Consider the following 22,150-nt stretch of genomic DNA (forward strand, 5'->3'; position numbering starts at 1 on the left):
TTCTTTATGGCTCAAACGAAATCAAAAGCAAAGCTGATCTTGTATATTGTTTGTTTCAGCGCATTTTTTGCTTCTTTAAGCCAAAATATATATTCACCCATCATCCCGATTATTAAAGAATCATTCCATGTCTCTGTAACCCTCGTGAACCTGTCAGTTTCAGTTTTTATGATTGTGACAGCCATTATGCAAATTATTTTGGGCGCCATCATCGATTTTAAAGGCGCGCGTTATGTCTTGCTTGCTGGAATACTGGCAACGGCGGCAGCCAGTTTCGGATGTGCCGTCACCACTGATTTTACTTTGTTTCTTATTTTTAGAATCGTACAGGCAGCCGGTTCTGCAGCACTCCCTCTCATTGCGGCCACCACAATCGGCCAGCTATTTACAGGCAGTGATCGCGGAAATGCCATGGGTACGTATCAAATGCTTCTTTCGGCCGCCCCGGCTATTGCTCCTGTTCTCGGGGGATTTCTCGGCGGGGCTTTCGGACACGAAGGGATCTTTTGGATGCTGACGGCGATCTCTGTTATTTTATTAGCTACAAACAGCATTTTCTTCCCTAAGGATTCTCATAGCGCACCAAAGCAAGATGCAAAATCAGGCAGTTTGCTTACTCATTATAAATCCATTTTCACAAATAGAGCTGGAAATGTCATTTTGACCTTAAGCTTTTTTCTCTTTTTCATTTATTTTGCGGTAATTGTCTATCTTCCGATATTGCTGACGGAACATTATCATATGGATGTACAGATAGCGGGACTGTTATATTTGCCTCTGGCGTTAAGCACAATCGCTGGTACCTTTCTGTTTAAAAACATACAGGCAAAACTTCCTCTAAGTACATTGTTTGTCTACAGCAATGCAATTGCAGCGGTCAGCATCATTTTATTTGCTTTTACACATTCCGTCTCCATCATTCTCATGGCTCTCACATTGGCGCTGTTCGGTGTCTCGATGGGGGTTATTCCTCCCCTGTATTCCACGATGATCACCAATGAGTTTGAACACAACAGGGGGAGCGCGATCGGAATCTTTAACTTTGTCAGATATACAGGTATGGCGGCCGGCCCGATGATATCAGCTTATCTGTTGACACGGATGCCGTCTGTCATGTCATTTGGCCTTTTGGGTATCGCATTTGCCATATTGAGCTTTTGCCTTCTGCTGTATATGCATCAGGCGAAACATGACATCAAACAAGAAAAACATCCTATGTAAAAAAGCTGCCATTTGCATGGCAGCTTTTATTTTTTCCGAAGCGGTTCTAAAATGCCTTTTTGAATCAGCAAATGGAACACCGACAGGACAACAGATGCCAAGATGGCTGATCCGAAGCCGTCAATTTGAAAACTGTCACCCATAATGGACGCTGTCATCATCAAGGTGATGGCATTAATCACAAACAAAAAGAGACCCAGCGTCACAACTGTGACAGGCAGCGTAAAGATAATCAAGAGCGGTTTAATCAGCACGTTTAAGATTGATAAAATAAGGCTGGCAATAATCGCTGCCCCGATGCTGCTGATATGAATGGAATCAATGTAACCGTCAATGACGATTAATAATAAAGCATTTACTAAAATGCTGACTGCCCATTTGACCATGTTACTTCATATCCCTTTCTGACGGAACAATAAAAATCCAAATGATATATATGAGCAGAACAGGAATAACGCTTGTCATAACGGCTAAAATGACGGTTATCACTCTGAGGAGTGACGCATCCCAGTTGAAATACTCCGCCAGGCCGCCGATGACGCCGGCCATTTTCCTGTTTTTTTCTGAACGATATAATCTATTCATTCGATCACCTCTGTGTATACTTTAATTTGATGGCGCCAGTTAATGATTCGGAGAAAACGGCGATGTTTTGATCATGTGCTTGATTAGAAGTGAACATCATTTCTTTTTGAATGGTATCATTTTTTTCTTTCAGCATATCAACATCTATTAATTCGTGGGACAGCGAGCCGAGATTGCTTTTCAGCTCAGCCTTCACCGCAAGATCATCCGGAATCGACAGCTCCACATTTCCAGTCGTCGTTTTTGTGTAAATCGAGCGGCAGTCTGATTCTGTTACAGTAATCGCGATATTTCCGTTAAAGCTTTGAACATCAATGGATTCGCTTTTTCCGCGCAGATCAATCAGCCCGTTAATGGTTTCCGCTTCTATTGTGCCGCAATTGTGATTGGCTAGCTTAATTTGGCCGTTCGCCGTTTCTGCCGAAGCTTTTTCAGCCGTCAAATTCGAGAACGACAGCACGCCATTTGTCGTTTTCGCCGAGAACTCTTTTACATGTAAATGTTCCCCTCTGATCGGTCCGTTAAACAGCTTCACCCGAATCTTATCATACTCCTTCTGAGGAATATACAATGTGACATTGGTTTTCATCGTTTTCTTTTCTGTACGGATAAAAAACTTATTTCCTTTGATTTCACATTCAATATGCTGAAGAAAAGCGTCTCTTGCTGCTTCTTGGCTGTCAGTGCGATATACCTTCGCCTGGCATTCCGCTCTGATATCCTCGTCTTCCCACGGAACAATATTTACGCTGCCGTTTGCGATCTGGAGCTCTACACTGGAAAACTCAGTATCCTTAAATTGAAAAATATGCTGTACGTCAAACGAGTGCCCGAAGTTTAAATCAAGATCAACTTCTTTCACCTTTTTCACAGCAGAATCAATCCAGTCGAACAGCTTCGCCCCTAAAGACGGCTTGTTGCCATCTTTTTTGGCCGCTGTGAATGGCTCATCCTCTTCATGAACGTTAACTGACAGAGCCGTGATTTTTTCTTCTTTTTCCTTATAGTCGCTGTCGAGCTTTTCAATCAGCGTCAGTGCTTCCTGTGCCGTCAGCTTTCCTTCCTCCACAAGCTTGAGGATTCGTTCCTTTTCCTGCTTCATTCGATCTCCTCCCTATGATCTACTTATGCTGCACGCAGCACCTTAATGCCCTGAATGACGTTCCAAATAATAATGCCAATCACAACTAAGAAATATACGATTGCGCCGCCAATCATCACAAATACAGGCATCACACTGTCCCCATCTATGGCAATAGCCCCGCCAAGAAAAGCGATAAATAAGACCAGCCAGCCGGCAAAAGGAACAATGTGAGAAAGCAGAGAACGTATCGCGTGACGTTTTGTCTCTTTCTCATCAACAACAAAATAAGCGACAATCGGCACAATGACCGGCGCGATAAAGACGCTGAAATAACAAAGTGATGCAATTATGGCTTGATTACGGTTCAATTTATTCAACTCCCATCGTGAATCATCCGTGATTATAAGTCAGGACGTTTTACTTAGATAGATATACGTATAAAACCTCCAGAGGTTTCAAAATCATCCTTTAGACATGCTTCCATTTACGGAAATTGGATTTTAAAAAGTTTTAGAAGTAGAATCTTTCAGCCGTACCGATTACAATATGTAAAAAGCTTACGGCAATCAAGGAGGCTGGACAAGCAATGGAGAAAGATCCCAGTGACTATACAGTAACACAAGAATCCGTTTTAAAACTGATTCATGAACAAAAAAGAATGAACCGTGAAATGTTAGCGGAGCTTGAACAGATTCACGGACCTCTTCCCATCTCTCATGACATTCAATATATAAAAGTTCTTCTGGACAGCAGCAGCACTCATATTGTTCAAGATTTAATGAATGTGAGCCGGCAGCTGTATAAGAAGACGTTTTAATAAATACTGCAAAGAAAAGTGAAAACCCTCTGAAAAGAGGGTTTTAAGATGTTGCAGTTTCTTTCGCTTCCAAGAGTGACTTCATGCGTTTTTTGTCGCGCTCCATAACAGGCTTCAAATAACGCCCTGTATACGACTCTTCGACTTCAGTGATTTCCTCCGGTGTTCCCGACGCGACAATGGTGCCGCCTCCGGCTCCGCCTTCGGGCCCCAGATCAACAATATAATCAGCCGTCTTGATGATATCAAGATTATGCTCAATGACAAGCACTGTATCCCCATTATCAACCAACCGCTGAAGCACGACAAGAAGTCTGGCGATATCGTCGACGTGCAGACCTGTTGTCGGTTCATCTAAAATGTACAGCGTGCGCCCGGTTGAGCGTTTATGCAGTTCAGATGCAAGTTTTACCCGCTGCGCTTCACCGCCCGACAAAGTAGTCGCCGGCTGGCCGAGCGTAATATAACCAAGACCAACATCGTACAGGGTTTGGAGCTTGCGCTTAATTTTCGGGATATTTTCAAAGAAAGAAAGAGCATCTTCGACCGTCATATCAAGCACATCAGAAATGCTTTTTCCTTTGTATGTCACTTCAAGTGTTTCCCGATTGTAGCGTTTGCCGTGGCACACTTCACATGGCACGTATACGTCAGGAAGAAAGTGCATTTCAATTTTTATAATCCCGTCACCGCGGCAGGCCTCACATCGGCCGCCCTTCACGTTAAAACTGAAACGGCCTTTTTTATAGCCGCGGACTTTCGCTTCATTTGTCTGTGCGAACACATCGCGAATATCATCAAAAACACCGGTGTATGTCGCAGGATTTGACCGCGGCGTTCTTCCGATCGGCGCCTGATCAATATCAATGACTTTGTCTAAATGTTCGAGGCCTTTGATTTCTTTGTGGCTGCCTGGCTTCGCTTTTGCTTTATGGAGCTTTTGCGCTAATGCCTTGTGAAGTATTTCATTGACGAGGGTGCTTTTCCCCGATCCTGAAACGCCCGTAACCGCTGTAAACGTCCCTAGCGGAAACTTGGCATTTGCCTTTTTCAGATTATTTTCTGAAGCACCTTTAATCTCAATATAGCGGCCGTCCGGTTTTCTTCTTTCGGGAGGCAGTGGGATAAATTTCTTCCCTGATAAGTAGCTGCCTGTTAACGAATCTTGATCTGCCATGACTTCTTCCGGAGTCCCCGCAGAAATAACTTGTCCTCCGTGGATGCCGGCACCCGGGCCGATATCAATTAAATAATCGGCTGCCATCATCGTATCTTCATCATGTTCTACGACGATCAGTGTGTTCCCCAGGTCTCTCATGTTTTTCAGCGCGCTGATTAAACGGTCGTTATCACGCTGGTGCAGACCAATTGATGGCTCATCTAAAATATAAAGCACACCGGATAACCGCGAACCGATTTGAGTGGCCAGCCTGATCCGCTGCGCCTCTCCCCCGGACAATGTTCCCGCTGCCCGGCTCAGTGTCAGATAATCAAGTCCGACTTTATCCAGAAAGCTTAAACGCTCCACAATTTCCCGCAAAATCAGATCGGCAATCTTCATATCCTTTTCAGAAAGCGTAAGGTCTTTGAAGAAATCAAGGGCATTTCCGACAGACAGCTCGGTAATTTTTCCGATGTGACGTCCGTCGACCAATACCGCTAGCGCCTCTTTCTTTAACCGATAACCTTTACAAGTCGGACAAGCCTTTTGGGACATATATTGCTCCATCTGCTCACGGATGAAATCCGAGCCTGTCTCCTTGTAGCGCCTTTCAATGTTGCGCAATACGCCTCCAAATTGGATTTCACCTTCGCGTATTTGCCCGAAATCATTTTCGTAACGGAAATAAATCAGGTCATCTCCGCTTCCATAAAGGACTTTATCCAGCTGATGCTTCGGCAGATCCTTTACCGGCACATCCATATCAATGCCGTAATGGGTGCAGACCGCTTCAAGAAGCTGCGGATAATATTGTGAGCTGATCGGCGTCCAAGGGGCAATTGCATTCTCTTTCAATGACAAATCTTGATTGGGAATGACAAGATCTGCATCAACTTCGAGCTTCATACCTAGACCGTCACACGTTGGACACGCTCCGAATGGGCTGTTGAATGAAAAAAGCCGCGGCTCAAGTTCACCGATTGAAAATCCGCAATGCGGACAGGCATGATGCTCACTGAACATCAGCTCTTCCTCACCGATTACATCAATCATGACACGCCCTTCACCTAATCGAAGCGCTGTCTCCAATGAATCCGACAGACGGGCTGCTACGCCTTCTTTTACCACAATCCGGTCAATGACAACCTCGATTGAATGCTTCTTATTCTTTTCTAATTCGATCTCATCAGAAAGCTCGGCCATCTCGCCGTCAATTCTGACTCTGACATAGCCTTGTTTTCTGATCTGCTCAAGCACCTTTACATGAGCGCCTTTTCTGCCGGACACAATCGGCGCCAGCACCTGAAGCTTCGTCCGCTCCGGATATTCCAAAATCCTGTCCACCATCTGCTCAATGGTCTGTGACGTGATTTCAATTCCGTGCTCCGGGCAATGCGGCTTCCCTACTCTCGCATACAAAAGACGCAGATAATCATAAATTTCCGTTACCGTACCGACAGTAGATCTCGGGTTTCGACTCGTTGTTTTCTGGTCAATGCTGATGGCAGGAGAAAGCCCTTCAATCGCATCCACATCAGGCTTATCCATTTGCCCTAAAAACTGGCGGGCATAGGCGGATAACGACTCAACATATCGTCTCTGCCCTTCTGCATATATGGTATCAAAGGCAAGGGAGGATTTCCCTGAACCAGACAGGCCCGTGACAACGACAAGCTGATCTCTCGGAATGGTCACATCAATATTTTTCAGGTTGTGCGCCCTTGCTCCCTTCACCTCAATCCGATCCATAGCCATTCTTTCATCATCCTTCCGCTTTTAACTCTAAAAGTAAATCGCGAAGCTCCGCGGCTCTTTCAAAATCAAGCGCCTTGGCGGCTTCCTTCATTTCGTGCTCCATTTGTTCGACGACTTTTTGACGCTCTTTCTTCGTCATTTTCGACAGCTTCGGCGCAGCTTTTGTTTTATACTCCGCTTTGTCCTCAGCAGCCACAGTCGCACGAATCACGTCACGAATTTCTTTATTAATCGTTTGCGGCGTAATGCCGTGTTCTTCGTTAAACCGCTCCTGCTGCTCGCGCCGGCGTTTCGTTTCATTAATGGCAATTTCCATAGACTTCGTCATTTTATCGGCGTACATGATGACACGGCCTTCCGCGTTCCTCGCCGCCCGTCCGATCGTCTGAATAAGCGAACGCTCCGAACGCAGGAAGCCTTCCTTATCCGCATCCAAAATCGCAACCAGGGATACTTCCGGAATATCAAGCCCCTCTCTCAGGAGGTTAATGCCAATGAGCACATCATGTTTGCCGAGACGCAAATCACGGATAATTTCGATCCGTTCAAGCGTCTTAATTTCTGAATGCAGATAATTAACTTTGATGCCGATTTCTTTTAAATAATCGGTCAGGTCCTCTGACATCTTCTTCGTCAAAGTCGTCACAAGCACCCGTTCATTCCGTTCAACTCTCGCATGAATTTCACCGATTAAATCATCAATCTGCCCTTCAATCGGCCGCACGTCAATAAGCGGGTCAAGAAGCCCTGTCGGACGGATGATCTGCTCTATCATTTCATCTGTATGCTCAATCTCATATGGCCCTGGTGTTGCTGACACATAGACGATATTGTGCATATGCTTTTCAAATTCTTCAAACCGGAGCGGGCGGTTATCAAGCGCTGACGGAAGACGGAATCCGTGATCCACAAGCACCTGCTTTCTCGCCTGGTCTCCGTTAAACATGCCGCGCACCTGAGGAATCGTCACGTGCGACTCATCCACCACAATCATAAAATCGTCAGGAAAATAATCGAGAAGCGTATACGGCGTTGAACCCGGCGGGCGAAGCGTCAAATGTCTTGAATAGTTCTCAATGCCGGAGCAGAAGCCCATTTCCCGCATCATTTCAAGATCATATCTCGTCCGCTGCTCTAAGCGTTGCGCTTCCAGAAGCTTGCCGTTTTCATGCATGACCTTTAGCTGCTCCTCAAGCTCCTTCTCGATATTTTGAATCGCTTTTTCCATTTTTTCGGCCCGCGTAACGAAGTGGGATGCCGGGAAAATCGCAATATGTTCACGGTCGCCTAAAATTTCTCCGGTCAAGGCATCCACTTCCCTGATCCGTTCGATTTCATCTCCGAAAAACTCGACTCTTACACAGTGTTCATCACGGGATGCCGGGAAAATTTCCACTACATCTCCGCGCACACGAAACGTACCGCGCTGAAAATCAATATCGTTGCGGGCATATTGAATGTCAACAAGCTTTCTAAGCAGCTCGTTGCGCTCAATTTCCATTTCAGGACGCAATGAAACAACCATTTCACGGTATTCTTCAGGCGAACCGAGACCGTAAATACAAGACACACTTGCAATGATAATTACATCTCTCCGTTCAAACAGAGACGATGTAGCGGAGTGTCTGAGTTTATCAATCTCATCATTAATGCTGGCATCTTTCTCTATAAATGTATCCGTTTGAGGCACATACGCCTCCGGCTGATAATAATCATAGTAGCTGACAAAATACTCGACAGCGTTGTTCGGAAAAAATTCCTTAAACTCGCTGTAAAGCTGTCCGGCAAGGGTTTTGTTATGGGCAATGACGAGTGTCGGCTTATTGACTTCTTTAATCAAATTGGACACCGTAAATGTTTTGCCCGTTCCTGTTGCACCCAGCAGAGTCTGGTGCTTCTTGCCCTCCTGAATGCCTTTGACAAGCTTTTCAATGGCTTTCGGCTGATCTCCCTGGGGCTGGTATTTTGAGACTAACTCAAAGCGATCTTTCACAAATAAGCCTCCGTTTCTTTAACGAAATCTTCCTATAGATATAGTAACACAATGGAAAGCAAAATCACCAAAAATACGAACTAAAGTTCGGTGGTTTTTTATTTCCAGCTATTTTCATGTATAAAAAACCTGCTTTTAAAACGTAAAAGCAGGAATTCATCTTTATATTTCATTATGTCCGGTTTATTCTTCTTTTTTCTCAGCAGCTTTTTTGGCCATGTAAAGTCCGCCCGCCACAAGAGAGACAACATCTAATCCCACAATAAAATACGTTTCTGTATAGCCTTTTAAATAAGAAGCAAACAGCAATGCAGCTGTAAGAGCGATCGCCACGTAATGGTTAAAGGTCACTCTCGTAAATAGGACAACAAGCATAAAAGGGAAAAATAATGCAAAAACGGCTTTTGTAATCACAAAAACCCTCCTCAGGGATTCTTCATCTGATTTGATTATAGTAAAAAATGAAGAATCGGACAATCGTGCAATGGTTCCCTCTTTATACACCATACCCTTTTTCAGTTCAATTCAATCATCGTGCCCTGCCGCAAAACTCTCTTCTTATAGATAGACAGATGCCTCGTCCGAGTTTTTGCAAGACCCAAATCAAGCTATTCAACCCGGACAGAATAAATGTTCATCATAAATTAATAGATCACCGGCAGGCAAAATAGACGGCATCAAATATAAAGAAAAATTGATTTTAGTGCGGCTGAATAAGAGCTGAAACTGTACTGATTGTCAAATTAACAGGAAGATAGGTATTAAGTCTCGTTTAACGAAGAAAGCTTGGCCAACAGCGATCTGAAAGCTCAATGAAACCATTTGCGAATACGAAAAAATAAGCAAACAGACCCGCTTCATTTTTATTTTTCATGATCATCTAACTAACTTAAATATTCATTTTATTTAGGGCTTTTTGCGTTTGACAGCATTTTCCTTTAAACCTACAATTGAGTGATAGTGTTCACTATCATTTTTTTGAACATTGGCTCCCTAAAATAAAAGATAGAGAGAAAAATACTAAGGAAAGAGGGGTTTTAAACATGTACTCTGTGTTATTTCGCCAAGCTGAAGAATCCAGTCAGCTGGCTGGAGCAAAAGGCATGAATCTGATTAAACTGACCAAACACGGACTTCCTGTTCCAGATGGGTTTATCATTCAAACGAACGCTCTCGCCCGTTTTATGGAGGATAATCAGCTTCATGATTCAAGCGAAAATATCGAAAATGCCATTATTGCCGGAACATTTTCAGATGAGCTAAAGAACGAGCTAACGAGCTCCTTTTACGAGCTGAGAGAATCATATCGTTCCGTGGCCGTCCGCTCTTCATCAGCCTCAGAAGATTTAGAGGGCGCTTCATTCGCCGGTCAATATGAAACCTATTTAAATATAAAAACAGAAGAAGAATTTCTGGCTAAGGTGAAAGAATGCTGGGCCTCCTTTTTCTCAGGCAGGGTCAGCCGCTATAAGAAGAAAATGAACAATCAAATCGCTGAGCCGTTAATGGGTGTTGTGGTGCAGGGTCTGATCAATTCAGAAATATCGGGTGTGATTTTCAGCCAAAATCCCGTTACCCATGATGATAAAGAGTTATTAATCAGCGCCAGCTACGGCCTGGGAGAAGCGGTCGTATCAGGAAGCGTCACTCCTGACACGTATATCGTTCATAAAGCTTCATTTCAGATTCAGAAAGAAATGGGTTTAAAAGAGATCTACATGGAGTCCGCAGCAGAAGGCATTGCCGAAAAAGAAACGAGCGAAGACATGCGCAGCCGTTTTTGCCTTACAGATGAACAGGTAATTGAGCTGGCTGAAATCACCAAAAAAACCGAAGCCCTATACGGATATCCTGTTGATTTAGAATTCGGCATCGCCAATCATAAACTGTACCTTCTGCAGGCACGGCCAATTACCACCATTGAACAGGATAAAAAAGCGGCTGAGGAAGAACGGAACTTCATGATCACCGACGAGGATATGGATGATTTTTGGCTCAATATGGAGTCCAACATCGAAGGCCCGGTCAGTCCGCTATTTTCATCTTTTATTGTGCCCGCACTTGAATACGGCTTAAGGAAAAGTATGCAGCAGTTCCCGATCGGTGTCATCGTCGATGAAGTAAAAGTGTATCGTGGACATATTTATTCAAAAAATCAAGGCGAACAACAACTGCCTCCTGAGGACAGTGCCGAAGAGCTTTTTCCGATATTGTCCGAGCGCATGTACGATATCATTCATAATACGTACCTTCCGTTTTACCGGACATTGGACCAACTCGCACAAACGGAACACACTCCGGAAAGTGCGCTGGAGGCCTTTAAAAAACTGAAGGCCTTTTATCTCACGGCCTATGAGGAACACTTCAATATCGTTTTCCCGCAAATTCTGTTGACGAACAAACTGCAAGCAATGTATCAAAACATTCAGGGTGAAGCTGAAAACTCACATTTTTATGAAATGCTGACAGGAGTCATGAACAAATCGCTGGAAACAGACCGCCGCCTATGGCAATTCTCCGTTGAAGCACGAGAAAATCCGAATCTGACAGCCATTTTTGAGCATACCGAGCCGCAACAGCTGCAGAAGACATTAGAACAAATCGACGAGGGCAGATGTTTCCTGCAAAAAGTCAATGAATTTTTACAGGAATACGGATGGCGATCTGTAAAAAGCCACGATCTGATTGAACAGACTTGGGCAGAGAATCCATATTACGCATTGACTCATATTCAAAACTACGTCCGCAATGGCTATCATTTTGACAACGAATTTAAGAAGACCATTGAAAAACGGGAGAAGTTGTACAATGAATTCTTGCAAAGCATTGAAGATCCCGTTTTGCAGAAAGAATTTGAACGTTATTATCAATGGACGCTGAATTCTTCCAATATTAAGGATGATCATCATTTTTACATTGATGCTATGCTGGATGCCAAGGCGAGGGTCTTTTTGCTGAAGGTAGGAGAATTGCTGGCCAAAAGCGGTGTGATCCGAGATCGAGAAGACCTTTGGTTCTTATATGATGACGAGGTGGAAAACGCGCTCCTTCATCCCGTATCCCTTCAAGAGAAGGCTGAAAAACGGAGACAAATCTTTCATGAGTATGAGCTGGCACAGGCGCCTGCTTATCTCGGTACACCGACAAAAGCGCAGCTGAAAGCGGCTGAAGAAATTGTCGGTGCTGTCATAGAAGATGAAAAAAACACGGAGAATGATATTTTCGGAATTGCAGCATCAAGCGGTATCGCAACAGGGCCGGTTAAATTGATTCGGGATGCCAGTGAGTTTTCTCGATTCGCGCCTGGAGACATCCTGGTTTGCAAAATGACGACACCGCTATGGACCAGCCTGTTTCAAGATGCCAAAGCCATTATTACAGACACCGGAGGAATCTTGTCTCACGCAGCGATTATTGCACGGGAATACGGCATTCCGGCTGTTCTCGGCACACGTGCAGCGACAGAAAGGCTTCGAGATGGAGACATCGTCACTGTAGACGGAAACAGCGGCAAAATCACAGTTGTCAGCCGGTCCTGATGCGCCCACCCTCTTTATTATACAAGCGGGGCAGGTGTATACTTGTCCTGCCAGTATATTCGTGAGGTGAAATGTATTGAGACCGACAAACCGCAGAATCCTTGACGCTGCCATGCAGCTGCTCGTCAAAAAAGGATATCGTGCAACGACGACAAAAGAAATTGCAGAAAAAGCAAATGTAAGTGAAGCGACGATTTTCAGGAATTTTAAAAACAAACAGGGGCTTGTCGAGGCTCTGCTCTCTCAGCATTCCGCAAATCGAAATCGCATCTTTGAGCAAACAGAGGGAGATTTGTATAAAGACCTGCTGCATATCGGAACCTGTCTGCTGGAAGAGCTTGAACAAAGAAAAGATATAATTAAAATCAGCTTTCGTGAACCGGCCATGTTTCAGGATGTCATCGACCATGTGACTGAATATCCCCAATCTATGAAACAGCTTTTAGTTGATTATCTCACAAGCATAGGTAAGAAAGGGGCTATCCAGACAGGAGATGAATCGGAACATGCCGATGTATTTATTTCGATGATTTTTGGTTACTTTGTACACTGTCTTCATTTAGGAGACAGAGTGATTTCAATGCCCCAGGAAAAAATGCTGGAGCATAGTACAGCTGTATTCGTCAAAGGAATTACTGCCCGTTAGCTCCTTGGCAAAACAAAAGGAGGATCCCAATGAGCTCAAAAAAAGAATGGGCGCTGATCGTCTCACTTTTATTGGGGGCCATCCTGGTTCCCATTAACTCAACGATGATCGCAGTCGCGCTTTCATCTATATCACATACGTATAACGAATCCATCGCAAGCATCACTTGGGTAGTTACCGTTTATTTAATCGTCATGGCCGTCACACAGCCAATAGCCGGAAAACTCGGTGACATGTACGGCAACAAAACCATGTATTTATGGGGCGTCGGCCTGTTTCTGATTGCTTCATTAGGCTGCGCTCTATCGCCGAGCCTGTTTTTGTTAATTGTATTTCGGGCTTTGCAGGCTGTCGGCGGGGCACTGCTCACGCCAAACAGCATTGCCATTATCCGGCACGTTGTATCAGAGAAACGCCTTCCGAAAGTATTTGGCTATTTCGGGCTCGGCGCGGGTCTGGGCGCCGCTCTCGGGCCGTTTATCGGCTCTCTTTTGATTGACAGCTTCAGCTGGCATTCGATTTTTTGGGTCAACATCCCGTTTCTCGCCATTGCTTTATTTACAGCATTGACCATGTTTCCTCAATATAAAGAAAACAAATCAGAGGCGCCGCTGGATATCATCGGCTCTCTCTTGCTGGCAGGCAGCATCGTTTCGATTATCCTGCTGACGAAAAATGAGTCTTCATGGGGCTATGCATTATACAGCATATTGATACTGCTTTTTGTCCCGCTTTTTTTTCAGACGGGAAAAACGCACACAGCATCCAATCATTGATTTTGCGCTATTTAAAAGCTCAACCTTTACAAATGCCAATCTATCCGTCTTGTTAAGCAATCTAATGATGTATGCCGTCTTATTGATCATGCCGTTATTCATGACAAACCAGTTTGGGCTTAATACATCTAACAGCGGTATGGCGCTTTCCGTCTTTTCGATATTTATGTCGGCGAGCAATTGGGCAGGCGCTCAGCTCCATCATAAATGGGGTGCGAAAAAAATCATATTTCTCTCATTTGCGATGATGGCCGGAGCCAATTTGTTATTTTTGCTCTTGAGCAGCTCCCATTCCGTTTTCTTCCTGATGATCTCTCTTATTCTCGGAGGGCTTGCATCCGGAGTCGGACTGACCAGCATGCAGGTGTCATCCCTTGCCACAGTAGAGCCCGCGATGTCCGGAGTGGCTTCCGGCATTTTCTCGACCTTCCGTTATTTCGGAAGCATTATTTCGTCAGCCTTAATTGGCCTGATTTCTGGGTATCACACGTTATTTATTATTCTCTTCGCGGTATCCATCATTGGTGTTTTTGTTTCGTTAGGCATCAAATCTGACGAAACGGCACACATGGAACAAAATTCAGCGTAAAACAAAACAGCCCGGCGCCACACAAAATGTGGTACCGGGCTGTTTTTTATGATCCAGGCAAAGCGGCTGCCTCATCTTCACGGTCATCCTTTACGAACAGAATGCCCAATTCATGATGTTCTCCCTCATAAGACGCACGCTGATCAAAGCGAATCTCCCCGTTCAAACCGATAATTTCAAGCTTCACATACGCACGGTTGCGCTGGAGCGCTTCATAAAAATCAGATACGTGCTTAACGGGCACGCCGTTGACTTTCGTAATAATTTCTCCGATTTTTAATTCCAAGTCTTCAGCCGGTGTATTTGGTATAATGCCAAGCACCATTAAGCCTTGATCACGCTTGGAGAAATAAAACGGTGCTGCATTGTCGTTTCCCCTTTGCTTCACGGACAGAAAAATACGTCCTAATACAGCCGCACAGGCAGCTGCACCCGCAAGCGGCGTCCACAGCAAACTCGCTGCACCGAGAGCGGAGACAATAAGCCCGAGAATACAGACTCGCTTCGCTGTGATTCTTATACTGGTTTCAGGAAGGGAACCCTGCACCCTTTGGCCGAATCCGACAAAGTAAGGGATCCACAGAAAATGGAATGACCCTCCGGGAACAGAAAACACAGGCCACCAGCTGAGGTGTGATTCTAATCCATTGCCAGGTACAAGAATAAACAGCGGCAAAAGCCATATACGGTTTGCAAGCTGCTGACCGATCGGCAAACCGCGGCTGCTGACGACCAATCCCGGTGATGTTTTCACATGGGCAGAACGATATGCAACCGCTCCTTCAGCGATAACCAATAACCCCAAAAACACCGCCAGAGCCGGCCACACGACCGCATAGCCTTGCGGAAACCGATCCAGAAAAGGTTCAGCCTGATTCACTTGCAGTCCAAAACCTATCAGCATACTCACACTGACGATATATGCAGCAGACATCCAGTTTGCGCGAAGAGTGAACGCTGCCGCTGCAGTCATAACGGCAATAATCGCAAGCATACCGAGAGGAATAGAAATTCCGAGTACCCCCAAAACAATAGACAAAAGGATACCGGGAATTAACCCTTTTGTATATGTAAATTTCAGTTCATCATAAATGTCTGCTATTCTTGTATGAAAGGTTTTTCGCTCACGTTTGATCCTTACATATCCGAAAGCCAGACTTACAATGACAAAAAACCAGAATAGCGGGTGCAAAAAGAACAGGCCCGCACTTTTTAACAGTTCAAATCCCCATTGAACAGACACTATCTTTCACCGCCTCAAGCCAAACATGTTACATATATTCTATCAAATATTAAATGGCTTGGATATCCTCAGGAGGGTTTATCTCTCTTGCGTCATCCAGAGCGTGACATTCGATAGTGAAAAATCCTTTAAATAATGGTTTACATCAACGTCCAATAACCCGCTGATCAGGTGCATCGACCTCTTTATATCTGTCAGATTGATTCCTAATCGTTTATGGTTTTTCATTAAGTAATTAAAATAATGCTTGGCACATTCTTCATTAATGTCATTGACCGATTCAACATTTGTGTAATTCACTAGGTACCTGCTAAACAGCATAAGAAGACTTAGTGCTTTTGTAGCTGAAAATGTTACGTCTTGTGTTCTGTCTTTTAATTGTTCCACTAATTCATAATATTTTTTTTCACGCACAATACTTGCCCTCTTCAATTGTGAACCCCCATTTTCTTTGTACAGATAAGCACGGGCCAGTATAAGCAGCAGTACTGGAGTGCTAACAAGCATTCTCGCTAACGTTTCTCTTTTAAATACCTGTAGTTCAGCTGCCATAAACCTGATTACTGTTCTTTTTAGAACCTTCTTATATTGTATGAAGTAAACAACGACTAGGCAACTTGCAAAAGTTTCATTTTAAATGCATATTTTCTCGTTAGAAAGTCTCTCTCTTATATTGATATCGGGTAATCTCGGTCCTTTATAAATGTTTATTTGTGAAAAATTTTTTAATATCTTGTCAAAAACTCAATTTTTATGTGACTTATGGTTTATTTATTCATTAAGCACAAAGAAACAGGAGATGGAACACCATCTCCTTTAATTGACAAATAATGATTTAAGCGCCGTTTGAAGCTGCAAATCATTTTTTTCATCTGATTTTTTCATTTCAATTAAATGATTTATTTTCTCCGCGGTGCGATTGTCAATCACACCCGTTTTTGCGAGCTTGTTTTGATCCTGAAAGGCCAAAATCGCTTTTTTCATTTCTTTGCTGAAATAGCCGTCTTCCCGACCCGGATCAAAACTGAGTCCTTTCAGCAAAACCTGTGCATGTTTCACATCTTCATTGTTCATATCAGCTTTAAGAGGCTCTTTTAGCTGCAATGGACCTGCGGAGAAATAATCAGGCTGCTTTATCGCAATGGTCGGCTTAACACCCTTCTTATGAATCCAGTTCCCGTTTGGCGTCAGCCACTTGTAAAGCGTCAGTTTAATATTGCTGCCGTCTCCCATCGGTACAGCTTGTTGAACAGTTCCCTTTCCGAACGACGTGTCGCCTACAACATCATAATGCCCCGCTTCTTTTAATGCGCCTGCAAGAATTTCGGAGGCAGAGGCGCTCCCCTTATCTGTGATGACATTGACAGGGTATGTTTTTTTATGGGTCAATGTTGAAAAATAACGTTTTCTATCTCCATTGCGTTCAGCAATCTGAATGTACGGCTGATCCTTTGTAATGAAATGCTTAAGAATCTCTTCAACACTTTGAAGATATCCTCCCGGGTTTCCTCGAACATCCAGCACGAGGCCTTCAATTCCTTTTTTCTCGAGCTTGCCCAATGCTTTTGCAAAATCCTCCGCAGTATGCTCAGAAAAAGTAGAAATGGCGATATACCCGACAGAATGCCCCTGCACTTTTTTCTCTGAAGCAAACACCGTTTCAAGCGGAATCTCAGCTCTCTTAATGCGGAATGACAATTGCTTCTTCGTCCCGGGCCGCTGAATCTTTATTGACACGCTGGAACCTTTCTTTCCTCTTATTTTTAAGACAGCGGCATTTAAATCCTTGCCCGCCATCGATTCTCCATCAATACTGATGATTTCATCATTCGGCTTCAGCCCGGCTTTTTCCGCAGGAGATTGTTTAAATGGCGACACAATAATGATTTTGCCTTCTTCCACTCCAACCTCAGCCCCGATGCCTTCGAAAGAGGAATCAAGAGAATCAGAAAATTGCTTTGCCGTCTGCTTGTCCATATAGACGGAATAAGGATCGTTTAATGTAGACAGCATCCCTTGAATGGCTCCTTCAAGCAGCTTTTCTCTATCAACCTTTTCTACATATTCATTTGAAATCAATTCATATGCTTTTTCAATTTTATCCATAGCTGCAGCCCGATCAGAGTCAGCTTGAGCCGTTGCGGCAACAGCTGCGGCTTCGGGCTTTTCGGCTTCCAGCAGGTTCATTCCCGCATATACGCCGGCGCCTCCGAACAGCATGCTCCCCGCCGCTATTACAGCGATTATTTTTTGATTCATCCTTTACTCCTCCTGTATGCCAGACTGTCTTTGCAAAACCTAGAGATAGTATATGTAAAGGATGGAGATTTCATGTAATCATAGAAGAAAAAGAAGGCAAAAGAAAAAAGCCGCCCCGCAATCGGGATGACTTTTCTTATGTTTATACCCGCAAAAACTTGCGGATGGAAGTCAGGCTTCCCCATACTCCAATCACTGCGCCGATCGCAATTAATACAAGCGAGACTTGGAATACAAACGGATTATATGGAAGAAGAGAGACAAATGATCCTTGAACCTTCGGAACGACCCATCCGATAACATATTGATAAGTGCTCAATACAAGCGCGATCGGAATGACTGAACCGAATACACCGAGCAGCAATCCTTCAAGGAAAAACGGCCAGCGGATAAACCAGTTCGTCGCACCAACAAGCTTCATGATTTCAATTTCTTTTCTTCTTGCAAAAATCGTAATTTTGATGGTGTTGGAAATTAAGAACATCGCCGTAAACAATAAGCCGATAATTAACGCGATTCCGATGTTGCGGGAAACGCCGACCACTTTAAACAAACGGCTGACCTCTTCTTTTCCGTAAGTAACTTTGTAAACATGATCCATTTTTTCTATCTTTTTCGCGACACTTGGCGTATCATGCGGATCGGTCGTTTTCACGACAAATGCATCATTCAGCGGGTTTTCCTGATCCTGCATCGTCAGGGATTTTCCGCTGTCTCCAAAACTGTCAACTAACTGGTCAAGCTCTTTTTCTTTAGATGAAAAAGTGACACTTTGAATGCCTTTCAGGTCTTTTATCTCGTTCTGCAGCTTGTCCTGTGCCTTCTTATCTGCAGTCAGATCAACCAATACCTTGATTTCGACTTCTTTTTCAGCATTCGTAGCCATGTTATTCAAATTCAGCATAATCACTAAAAACACGCCGACTAAAATCAGCGTAACGGTTACTGCACTAATGGATGCAAACGTCATCCATGTGTTTCTCCCGAGAGATTTAAAACTCTCACGCAAATGGCGCCCGAGAATTTTAATCATAAGAACCATACTCCCCTCTTGACTCATCACGCACAATGATACCATCTTCGATTGCAATGACACGTTTCTTAATGGTGTTTACGATTTCTTTATTATGTGTCGCCATTACGACTGTTGTTCCGCGGTTATTAATCTCCTCCAGCGTCTTCATGACTTCCCAAGACGTATCCGGATCAAGGTTTCCCGTAGGTTCATCTGCAATGACAACATCAGGGCTGTTCACAATTGATCTGGCTATAGAGACACGCTGCTGCTCCCCGCCTGAAAGCTGGTCAGGGAATTGTCTCGCTTTATGCTTCAGCTGCACCAAATCAAGCACTTCAAGCACCCGTTTTTTAATGACAGACGGCTGTTCTCCAATTACTTCAAGGGCAAAAGCCACATTCTCAAACACAGTAAGTTTCGGAAGAAGCTTGAAGTCCTGGAAGACTACACCTATTTTACGCCGCACGAAAGGAATCTCTTTTTCTTTAACCGATGCGAGATCTTTATGATTGAGTAAAATTTGCCCTTTTGTCGGCTTTTCTTCTCTGTATATCATTTTAATAAAAGTAGATTTACCCGCTCCGCTCGGTCCGACAACATAAACAAACTCTCCGGGATGAATGGTAACTGAAATCCCATTAAGCGCCTTTACACCGTTCGGATAGGCTTTGTATACTTCTTTCATCTCTATCATGAAATCACCTAATCTTTTATATCATTTTATGTCGCACGGTCATACTCTTCGAAAGCATTCGACAGTTTATGACCCATTCATTTGTAAAAAGATGAAAAATCTGAAAGTTTGATTTTCAACACACTTCATTATACGTCAAATTTAGACATAATACTATTACAGTTTCTTTTCATTCATCATTATTTCGGCATAAAAAAATCCTTGCCTGAATCGCGGCAAAGATTTTCTCCTCTTACTTTTTCTCTGACAGCCATTTGGCAATTGAAGCGGCTTCCTTATCATCTACAAGCCCCTTCGGCATATTGCCCCGTCCGTTTTTAATAATGCTTTCAATTTTTTCTTCGTCGTATTTGCCTCCAACCTCTTGGAGATTAGGTCCTGACACACCTTCTAAATCCTTGCCGTGGCAGCCTACACAGCTCTGCTGATATAATTCTTCCCCTTCAGACGCAGAGGCTTCTGTTTTGCTGCCGTTGTCTGTCTTCTCTTCTTTTGCATCGTTAGAACCGCAGGCAGCCAGCAGGGCAGAAATGGCAAATACAAGCATCAGTATCGATAGTTTTGATTTCATGTTGAGAAGCACAACTCCTTTACGATCTCTTCCATATTATAACCTCGTTTAAGCGCGTTTGAAACCCTCGCCCAGCACCTCGCTTGCATCTGCTACAATCACAAAAGCAGTCTCATCAATCTGTTTGACGATTTGTTTCAATTTCGTGAATTCAGTTTGGCCAACCACGCACATTAAAATCGGTCGTTCATCGTCAGTATATCCGCCGACTGCAGAAATTTTCGTAACGCCTCTGTCAATTTTTTTAAAAACAGCTTCCTTCACGGCCTGTTCCTGTTTTGTAATGATAAGCGCCATTTTAGAGCGGTTGAAGCCGACTTGGACGACATCAATGGTTTTGCTTGATACATACACCCCAAGCATGGCATACAGTCCCTGCTCTATATTAAATACGATCATCGCTGTAACAACAATCAAACCGTCAATGATCGCGAGACACGTCCCTAATGAGAGACCTGTGTACTTATGAATGATTTGAGCCGCTAATGCCGTTCCCCCGGTCGATCCTTTGCCTAAGTACACAATACCGATTCCAATCCCGATGCCGACGCCGCCAAAAATCGCCGCCAGAAGCTCATGATGTGTAGCAGGCTGAATGTCTCTCGTCAAAAACACGACAAGCGGCAAAAAGACAGAACCCGCGAGTGTCTTGAGTCCAAATTTACCGCCAAGCAAAATGATACCGGCAATAAATAAGGGAATATTAATGATCCACTGCACATAGGCCGCTTCAAAACCATATGACTGTAAAATGGTACTGATTCCGCTGACACCGCCTGCGGCTATTTTGTTAGGAAGCAGAAAGACATTAAAGGACACTGCTGTAATTGCTGCCCCTATCAGTATGTATACATAATCCCTTATAACCCGAAGACTTTTATTCCGTACATCTATCATTACAACCTTCCTCCGTTTCTTCCTATGCTCTCCGATAGCATTTTAATCCTTCCCCGATAAGATGTAAATAACACCCAAACACAGTGGTAATATGCTAAAGCAGCAGTGAAAGCAAGGATATGCAGGCAATAAAAAAACACACCTGTAGACACCAGGTGTGTTTCCTCCTTATGAAAGTTTAGAACGAAGGTATGCGTCAATAAATACGTCAATATCTCCGTCCATTACGGCTTGAACGTTACCCATTTCTGTATTGGTCCGATGGTCTTTGACCATGGAGTACGGATGGAATACGTAAGAGCGGATTTGGCTTCCCCAGCCGATCTCTTTTTGCTCACCGCGAATTTCATCCAGCTCGGCCTGCTGTTCTTCAATTCTGCGCTGATACAGCTTCGCCTTCAGCATTTTCATCGCTCTTTCACGGTTTTTAATTTGTGAACGTTCTGTTTGACATGTCACAACCACGTTTGTCGGCAAGTGAGTAATCCGAACAGCTGAGTCTGTCGTGTTGACGTGCTGTCCGCCTGCTCCGCTTGCACGGTACGTATCAACTTTAATATCCTCCGTACGGATATCAATATCGATCTCATCGTTGAATTCAGGCATAACTTCACAAGATACGAATGAAGTGTGACGGCGGCCTGATGAATCAAACGGAGAAATCCGCACGAGACGGTGGACGCCTTTTTCCGCCTTGATATACCCATAAGCGTTGTGCCCTTTAATCAGTAATGTGACTGACTTAATACCGGCTTCATCACCAGGAAGGTAATCGAGCGTTTCCACTTTAAAGCTGCGGCGCTCAGCCCATCTGGTGTACATTCTGAGAAGCATAGAGCCCCAATCCTGTGACTCAGTACCGCCTGCACCCGGATGCAGCTCCAAAATTGCGTTGTTTTTATCATACGGCTCACTGAGTAGAAGCTGAAGCTCAAACTCATTGAACTCCTTCGTTAATGCCTTTAGCTCTTTTTCAAGCTCAAGCTGAAGATCTTGATCCGGCTCTTCTTTCAGAAGGTCATGAGTCATTTGCAGTTCTTCATGGGATTCATTCAATTTTTTATAGGAATTGACATAATCCTTTAAACCATTTGCTTCATTGATGACCGTTTGGGCTTTCTGCTGATCATTCCAGAATTCCGGATCAGCCATTTGCTCATCTAGCTCAGCAATGCGGGTCTCCTTTGATTCGAGGTCAAAGAGACCCCCTAAAGTCCGCTAAACGAGAAGCCATATTTTCGAGCTCAACTCTGATTTCTGATAATTCCATTCCATTCACCTCATTAAAAGATCCGCGGGCG

At 44.0% G+C, this 22,150-nt stretch carries 19 protein-coding genes and 1 pseudogene; 5 read left to right on the plus strand and 15 right to left on the minus strand.

What is annotated here, in order from left to right; all coding sequences use genetic code 11:
* Positions 1–6 precede the first annotated feature (6 nt).
* Positions 7–1,221, plus strand: coding sequence for an MFS transporter (locus tag AU387_RS04540; RefSeq protein ID WP_059335024.1), 1,215 nt, complete (start codon positions 7–9; stop codon positions 1,219–1,221).
* A 26-nt stretch (positions 1,222–1,247) separates the two neighbouring features.
* On the opposite strand, the gene AU387_RS04545 is transcribed toward AU387_RS04540, so the two are convergent.
* From AU387_RS04545 to AU387_RS04560, 4 genes are read right to left on the minus strand one after another with little or no spacing between them, the layout of a single operon-like run.
* Complete coding sequence (locus AU387_RS04545; RefSeq protein ID WP_010332033.1) at positions 1,248–1,607, minus strand: phage holin family protein; 360 nt, start codon at positions 1,605–1,607, stop codon at positions 1,248–1,250.
* A 1-nt stretch (position 1,608) separates the two neighbouring features.
* Positions 1,609–1,806 carry a PspC domain-containing protein gene (locus AU387_RS04550; protein WP_024122997.1) on the minus strand — a complete coding sequence of 66 codons (198 nt, stop codon included), beginning with the start codon at positions 1,804–1,806 and terminating at the stop codon, positions 1,609–1,611.
* 4 nt (positions 1,807–1,810) lie between these two features.
* Positions 1,811–2,908, minus strand: coding sequence for a DUF4097 family beta strand repeat-containing protein (locus AU387_RS04555; RefSeq protein WP_059292452.1), 1,098 nt, complete (start codon positions 2,906–2,908; stop codon positions 1,811–1,813).
* 23 nt (positions 2,909–2,931) lie between these two features.
* Positions 2,932–3,258 (minus strand): hypothetical protein, encoded by a 327-nt coding sequence (locus AU387_RS04560; protein WP_044159406.1) that lies wholly within the window; start codon positions 3,256–3,258, stop codon positions 2,932–2,934.
* A gap of 218 nt (positions 3,259–3,476) precedes the next feature.
* Here AU387_RS04560 and AU387_RS04565 point away from each other — a divergent pair, with 218 nt between their 5' ends.
* On the plus strand, positions 3,477–3,707 hold the full coding sequence (locus tag AU387_RS04565) for a hypothetical protein (RefSeq protein ID WP_024123000.1): 231 nt from the start codon (positions 3,477–3,479) through the stop codon (positions 3,705–3,707).
* A gap of 43 nt (positions 3,708–3,750) precedes the next feature.
* Here the strand turns inward: AU387_RS04565 and uvrA are convergent, their stop codons facing one another.
* The 3 genes from uvrA to AU387_RS04580 all read right to left on the minus strand — a co-directional run bounded on the left by uvrA (position 3,751) and on the right by AU387_RS04580 (position 9,031).
* A complete protein-coding gene (gene uvrA / locus AU387_RS04570) occupies positions 3,751–6,624 on the minus strand; it encodes an excinuclease ABC subunit UvrA (RefSeq protein ID WP_059335026.1) in 2,874 nt (957 codons plus the stop codon).
* Between the two features lie 7 nt (positions 6,625–6,631).
* A complete protein-coding gene (gene uvrB, locus AU387_RS04575; protein ID WP_010332039.1) occupies positions 6,632–8,617 on the minus strand; it encodes an excinuclease ABC subunit UvrB in 1,986 nt (661 codons plus the stop codon).
* A 183-nt stretch (positions 8,618–8,800) separates the two neighbouring features.
* Complete coding sequence (locus AU387_RS04580; RefSeq protein ID WP_003228053.1) at positions 8,801–9,031, minus strand: CsbA family protein; 231 nt, start codon at positions 9,029–9,031, stop codon at positions 8,801–8,803.
* Positions 9,032–9,660: 629 nt separating this feature from the next.
* On the opposite strand from AU387_RS04580, the gene AU387_RS04585 reads away from it, so the two are divergent.
* From AU387_RS04585 to AU387_RS04595, 3 genes and pseudogenes are all read left to right on the plus strand, one after another.
* A complete protein-coding gene (locus AU387_RS04585) occupies positions 9,661–12,156 on the plus strand; it encodes a PEP/pyruvate-binding domain-containing protein (protein WP_059335028.1) in 2,496 nt (831 codons plus the stop codon).
* A 76-nt stretch (positions 12,157–12,232) separates the two neighbouring features.
* Positions 12,233–12,802 (plus strand): TetR/AcrR family transcriptional regulator, encoded by a 570-nt coding sequence (locus tag AU387_RS04590; protein ID WP_059335030.1) that lies wholly within the window; start codon positions 12,233–12,235, stop codon positions 12,800–12,802.
* Between the two features lie 29 nt (positions 12,803–12,831).
* A pseudogene (locus AU387_RS04595) lies at positions 12,832–14,167 on the plus strand (MFS transporter).
* 46 nt (positions 14,168–14,213) lie between these two features.
* On the opposite strand, the gene minJ reads toward AU387_RS04595, so the two are convergent.
* The 8 genes from minJ to prfB all read right to left on the minus strand — a co-directional run bounded on the left by minJ (position 14,214) and on the right by prfB (position 22,119).
* On the minus strand, positions 14,214–15,410 hold the full coding sequence (minJ, locus tag AU387_RS04600) for a cell division topological determinant MinJ (RefSeq protein ID WP_059335031.1): 1,197 nt from the start codon (positions 15,408–15,410) through the stop codon (positions 14,214–14,216).
* A gap of 78 nt (positions 15,411–15,488) precedes the next feature.
* Positions 15,489–15,842: a swarming motility protein SwrAA gene (gene swrA / locus AU387_RS04605; RefSeq protein ID WP_015251121.1), complete on the minus strand. Its 354-nt coding sequence runs from the start codon at positions 15,840–15,842 to the stop codon at positions 15,489–15,491.
* Between the two features lie 384 nt (positions 15,843–16,226).
* Positions 16,227–17,669, minus strand: coding sequence for a carboxy-terminal processing protease CtpB (gene ctpB / locus AU387_RS04610; RefSeq protein WP_059335033.1), 1,443 nt, complete (start codon positions 17,667–17,669; stop codon positions 16,227–16,229).
* Positions 17,670–17,811: 142 nt separating this feature from the next.
* Positions 17,812–18,702, minus strand: coding sequence for a permease-like cell division protein FtsX (ftsX, locus tag AU387_RS04615; protein ID WP_044160364.1), 891 nt, complete (start codon positions 18,700–18,702; stop codon positions 17,812–17,814).
* The gene (ftsE, locus tag AU387_RS04620) at positions 18,695–19,381 is read right to left on the minus strand and encodes a cell division ATP-binding protein FtsE (RefSeq protein ID WP_010332047.1); all 687 of its coding nucleotides are present in this window, start codon (positions 19,379–19,381) and stop codon (positions 18,695–18,697) included. The genes ftsX and ftsE overlap by 8 nt, the downstream gene beginning before the upstream one ends.
* A gap of 232 nt (positions 19,382–19,613) precedes the next feature.
* Positions 19,614–19,952 (minus strand): cytochrome c551, encoded by a 339-nt coding sequence (cccB, locus tag AU387_RS04625; RefSeq protein ID WP_024123008.1) that lies wholly within the window; start codon positions 19,950–19,952, stop codon positions 19,614–19,616.
* A gap of 48 nt (positions 19,953–20,000) precedes the next feature.
* Positions 20,001–20,846, minus strand: coding sequence for a YitT family protein (locus AU387_RS04630; RefSeq protein ID WP_024123009.1), 846 nt, complete (start codon positions 20,844–20,846; stop codon positions 20,001–20,003).
* A gap of 171 nt (positions 20,847–21,017) precedes the next feature.
* Positions 21,018–22,119 (minus strand): peptide chain release factor 2 gene (gene prfB, locus AU387_RS04635; protein WP_157722681.1). Its coding sequence is split into 2 segments (ribosomal slippage): positions 21,018–22,046 and positions 22,048–22,119, totalling 1,101 coding nucleotides; the frame shifts between segments, so codons are not numbered across the junction.
* Positions 22,120–22,150: the final 31 nt, after the last annotated feature.

Origin of the sequence: Bacillus halotolerans, from assembly GCF_001517105.1 — a bacterium.
Taxonomy (GTDB): domain Bacteria; phylum Bacillota; class Bacilli; order Bacillales; family Bacillaceae; genus Bacillus; species Bacillus halotolerans.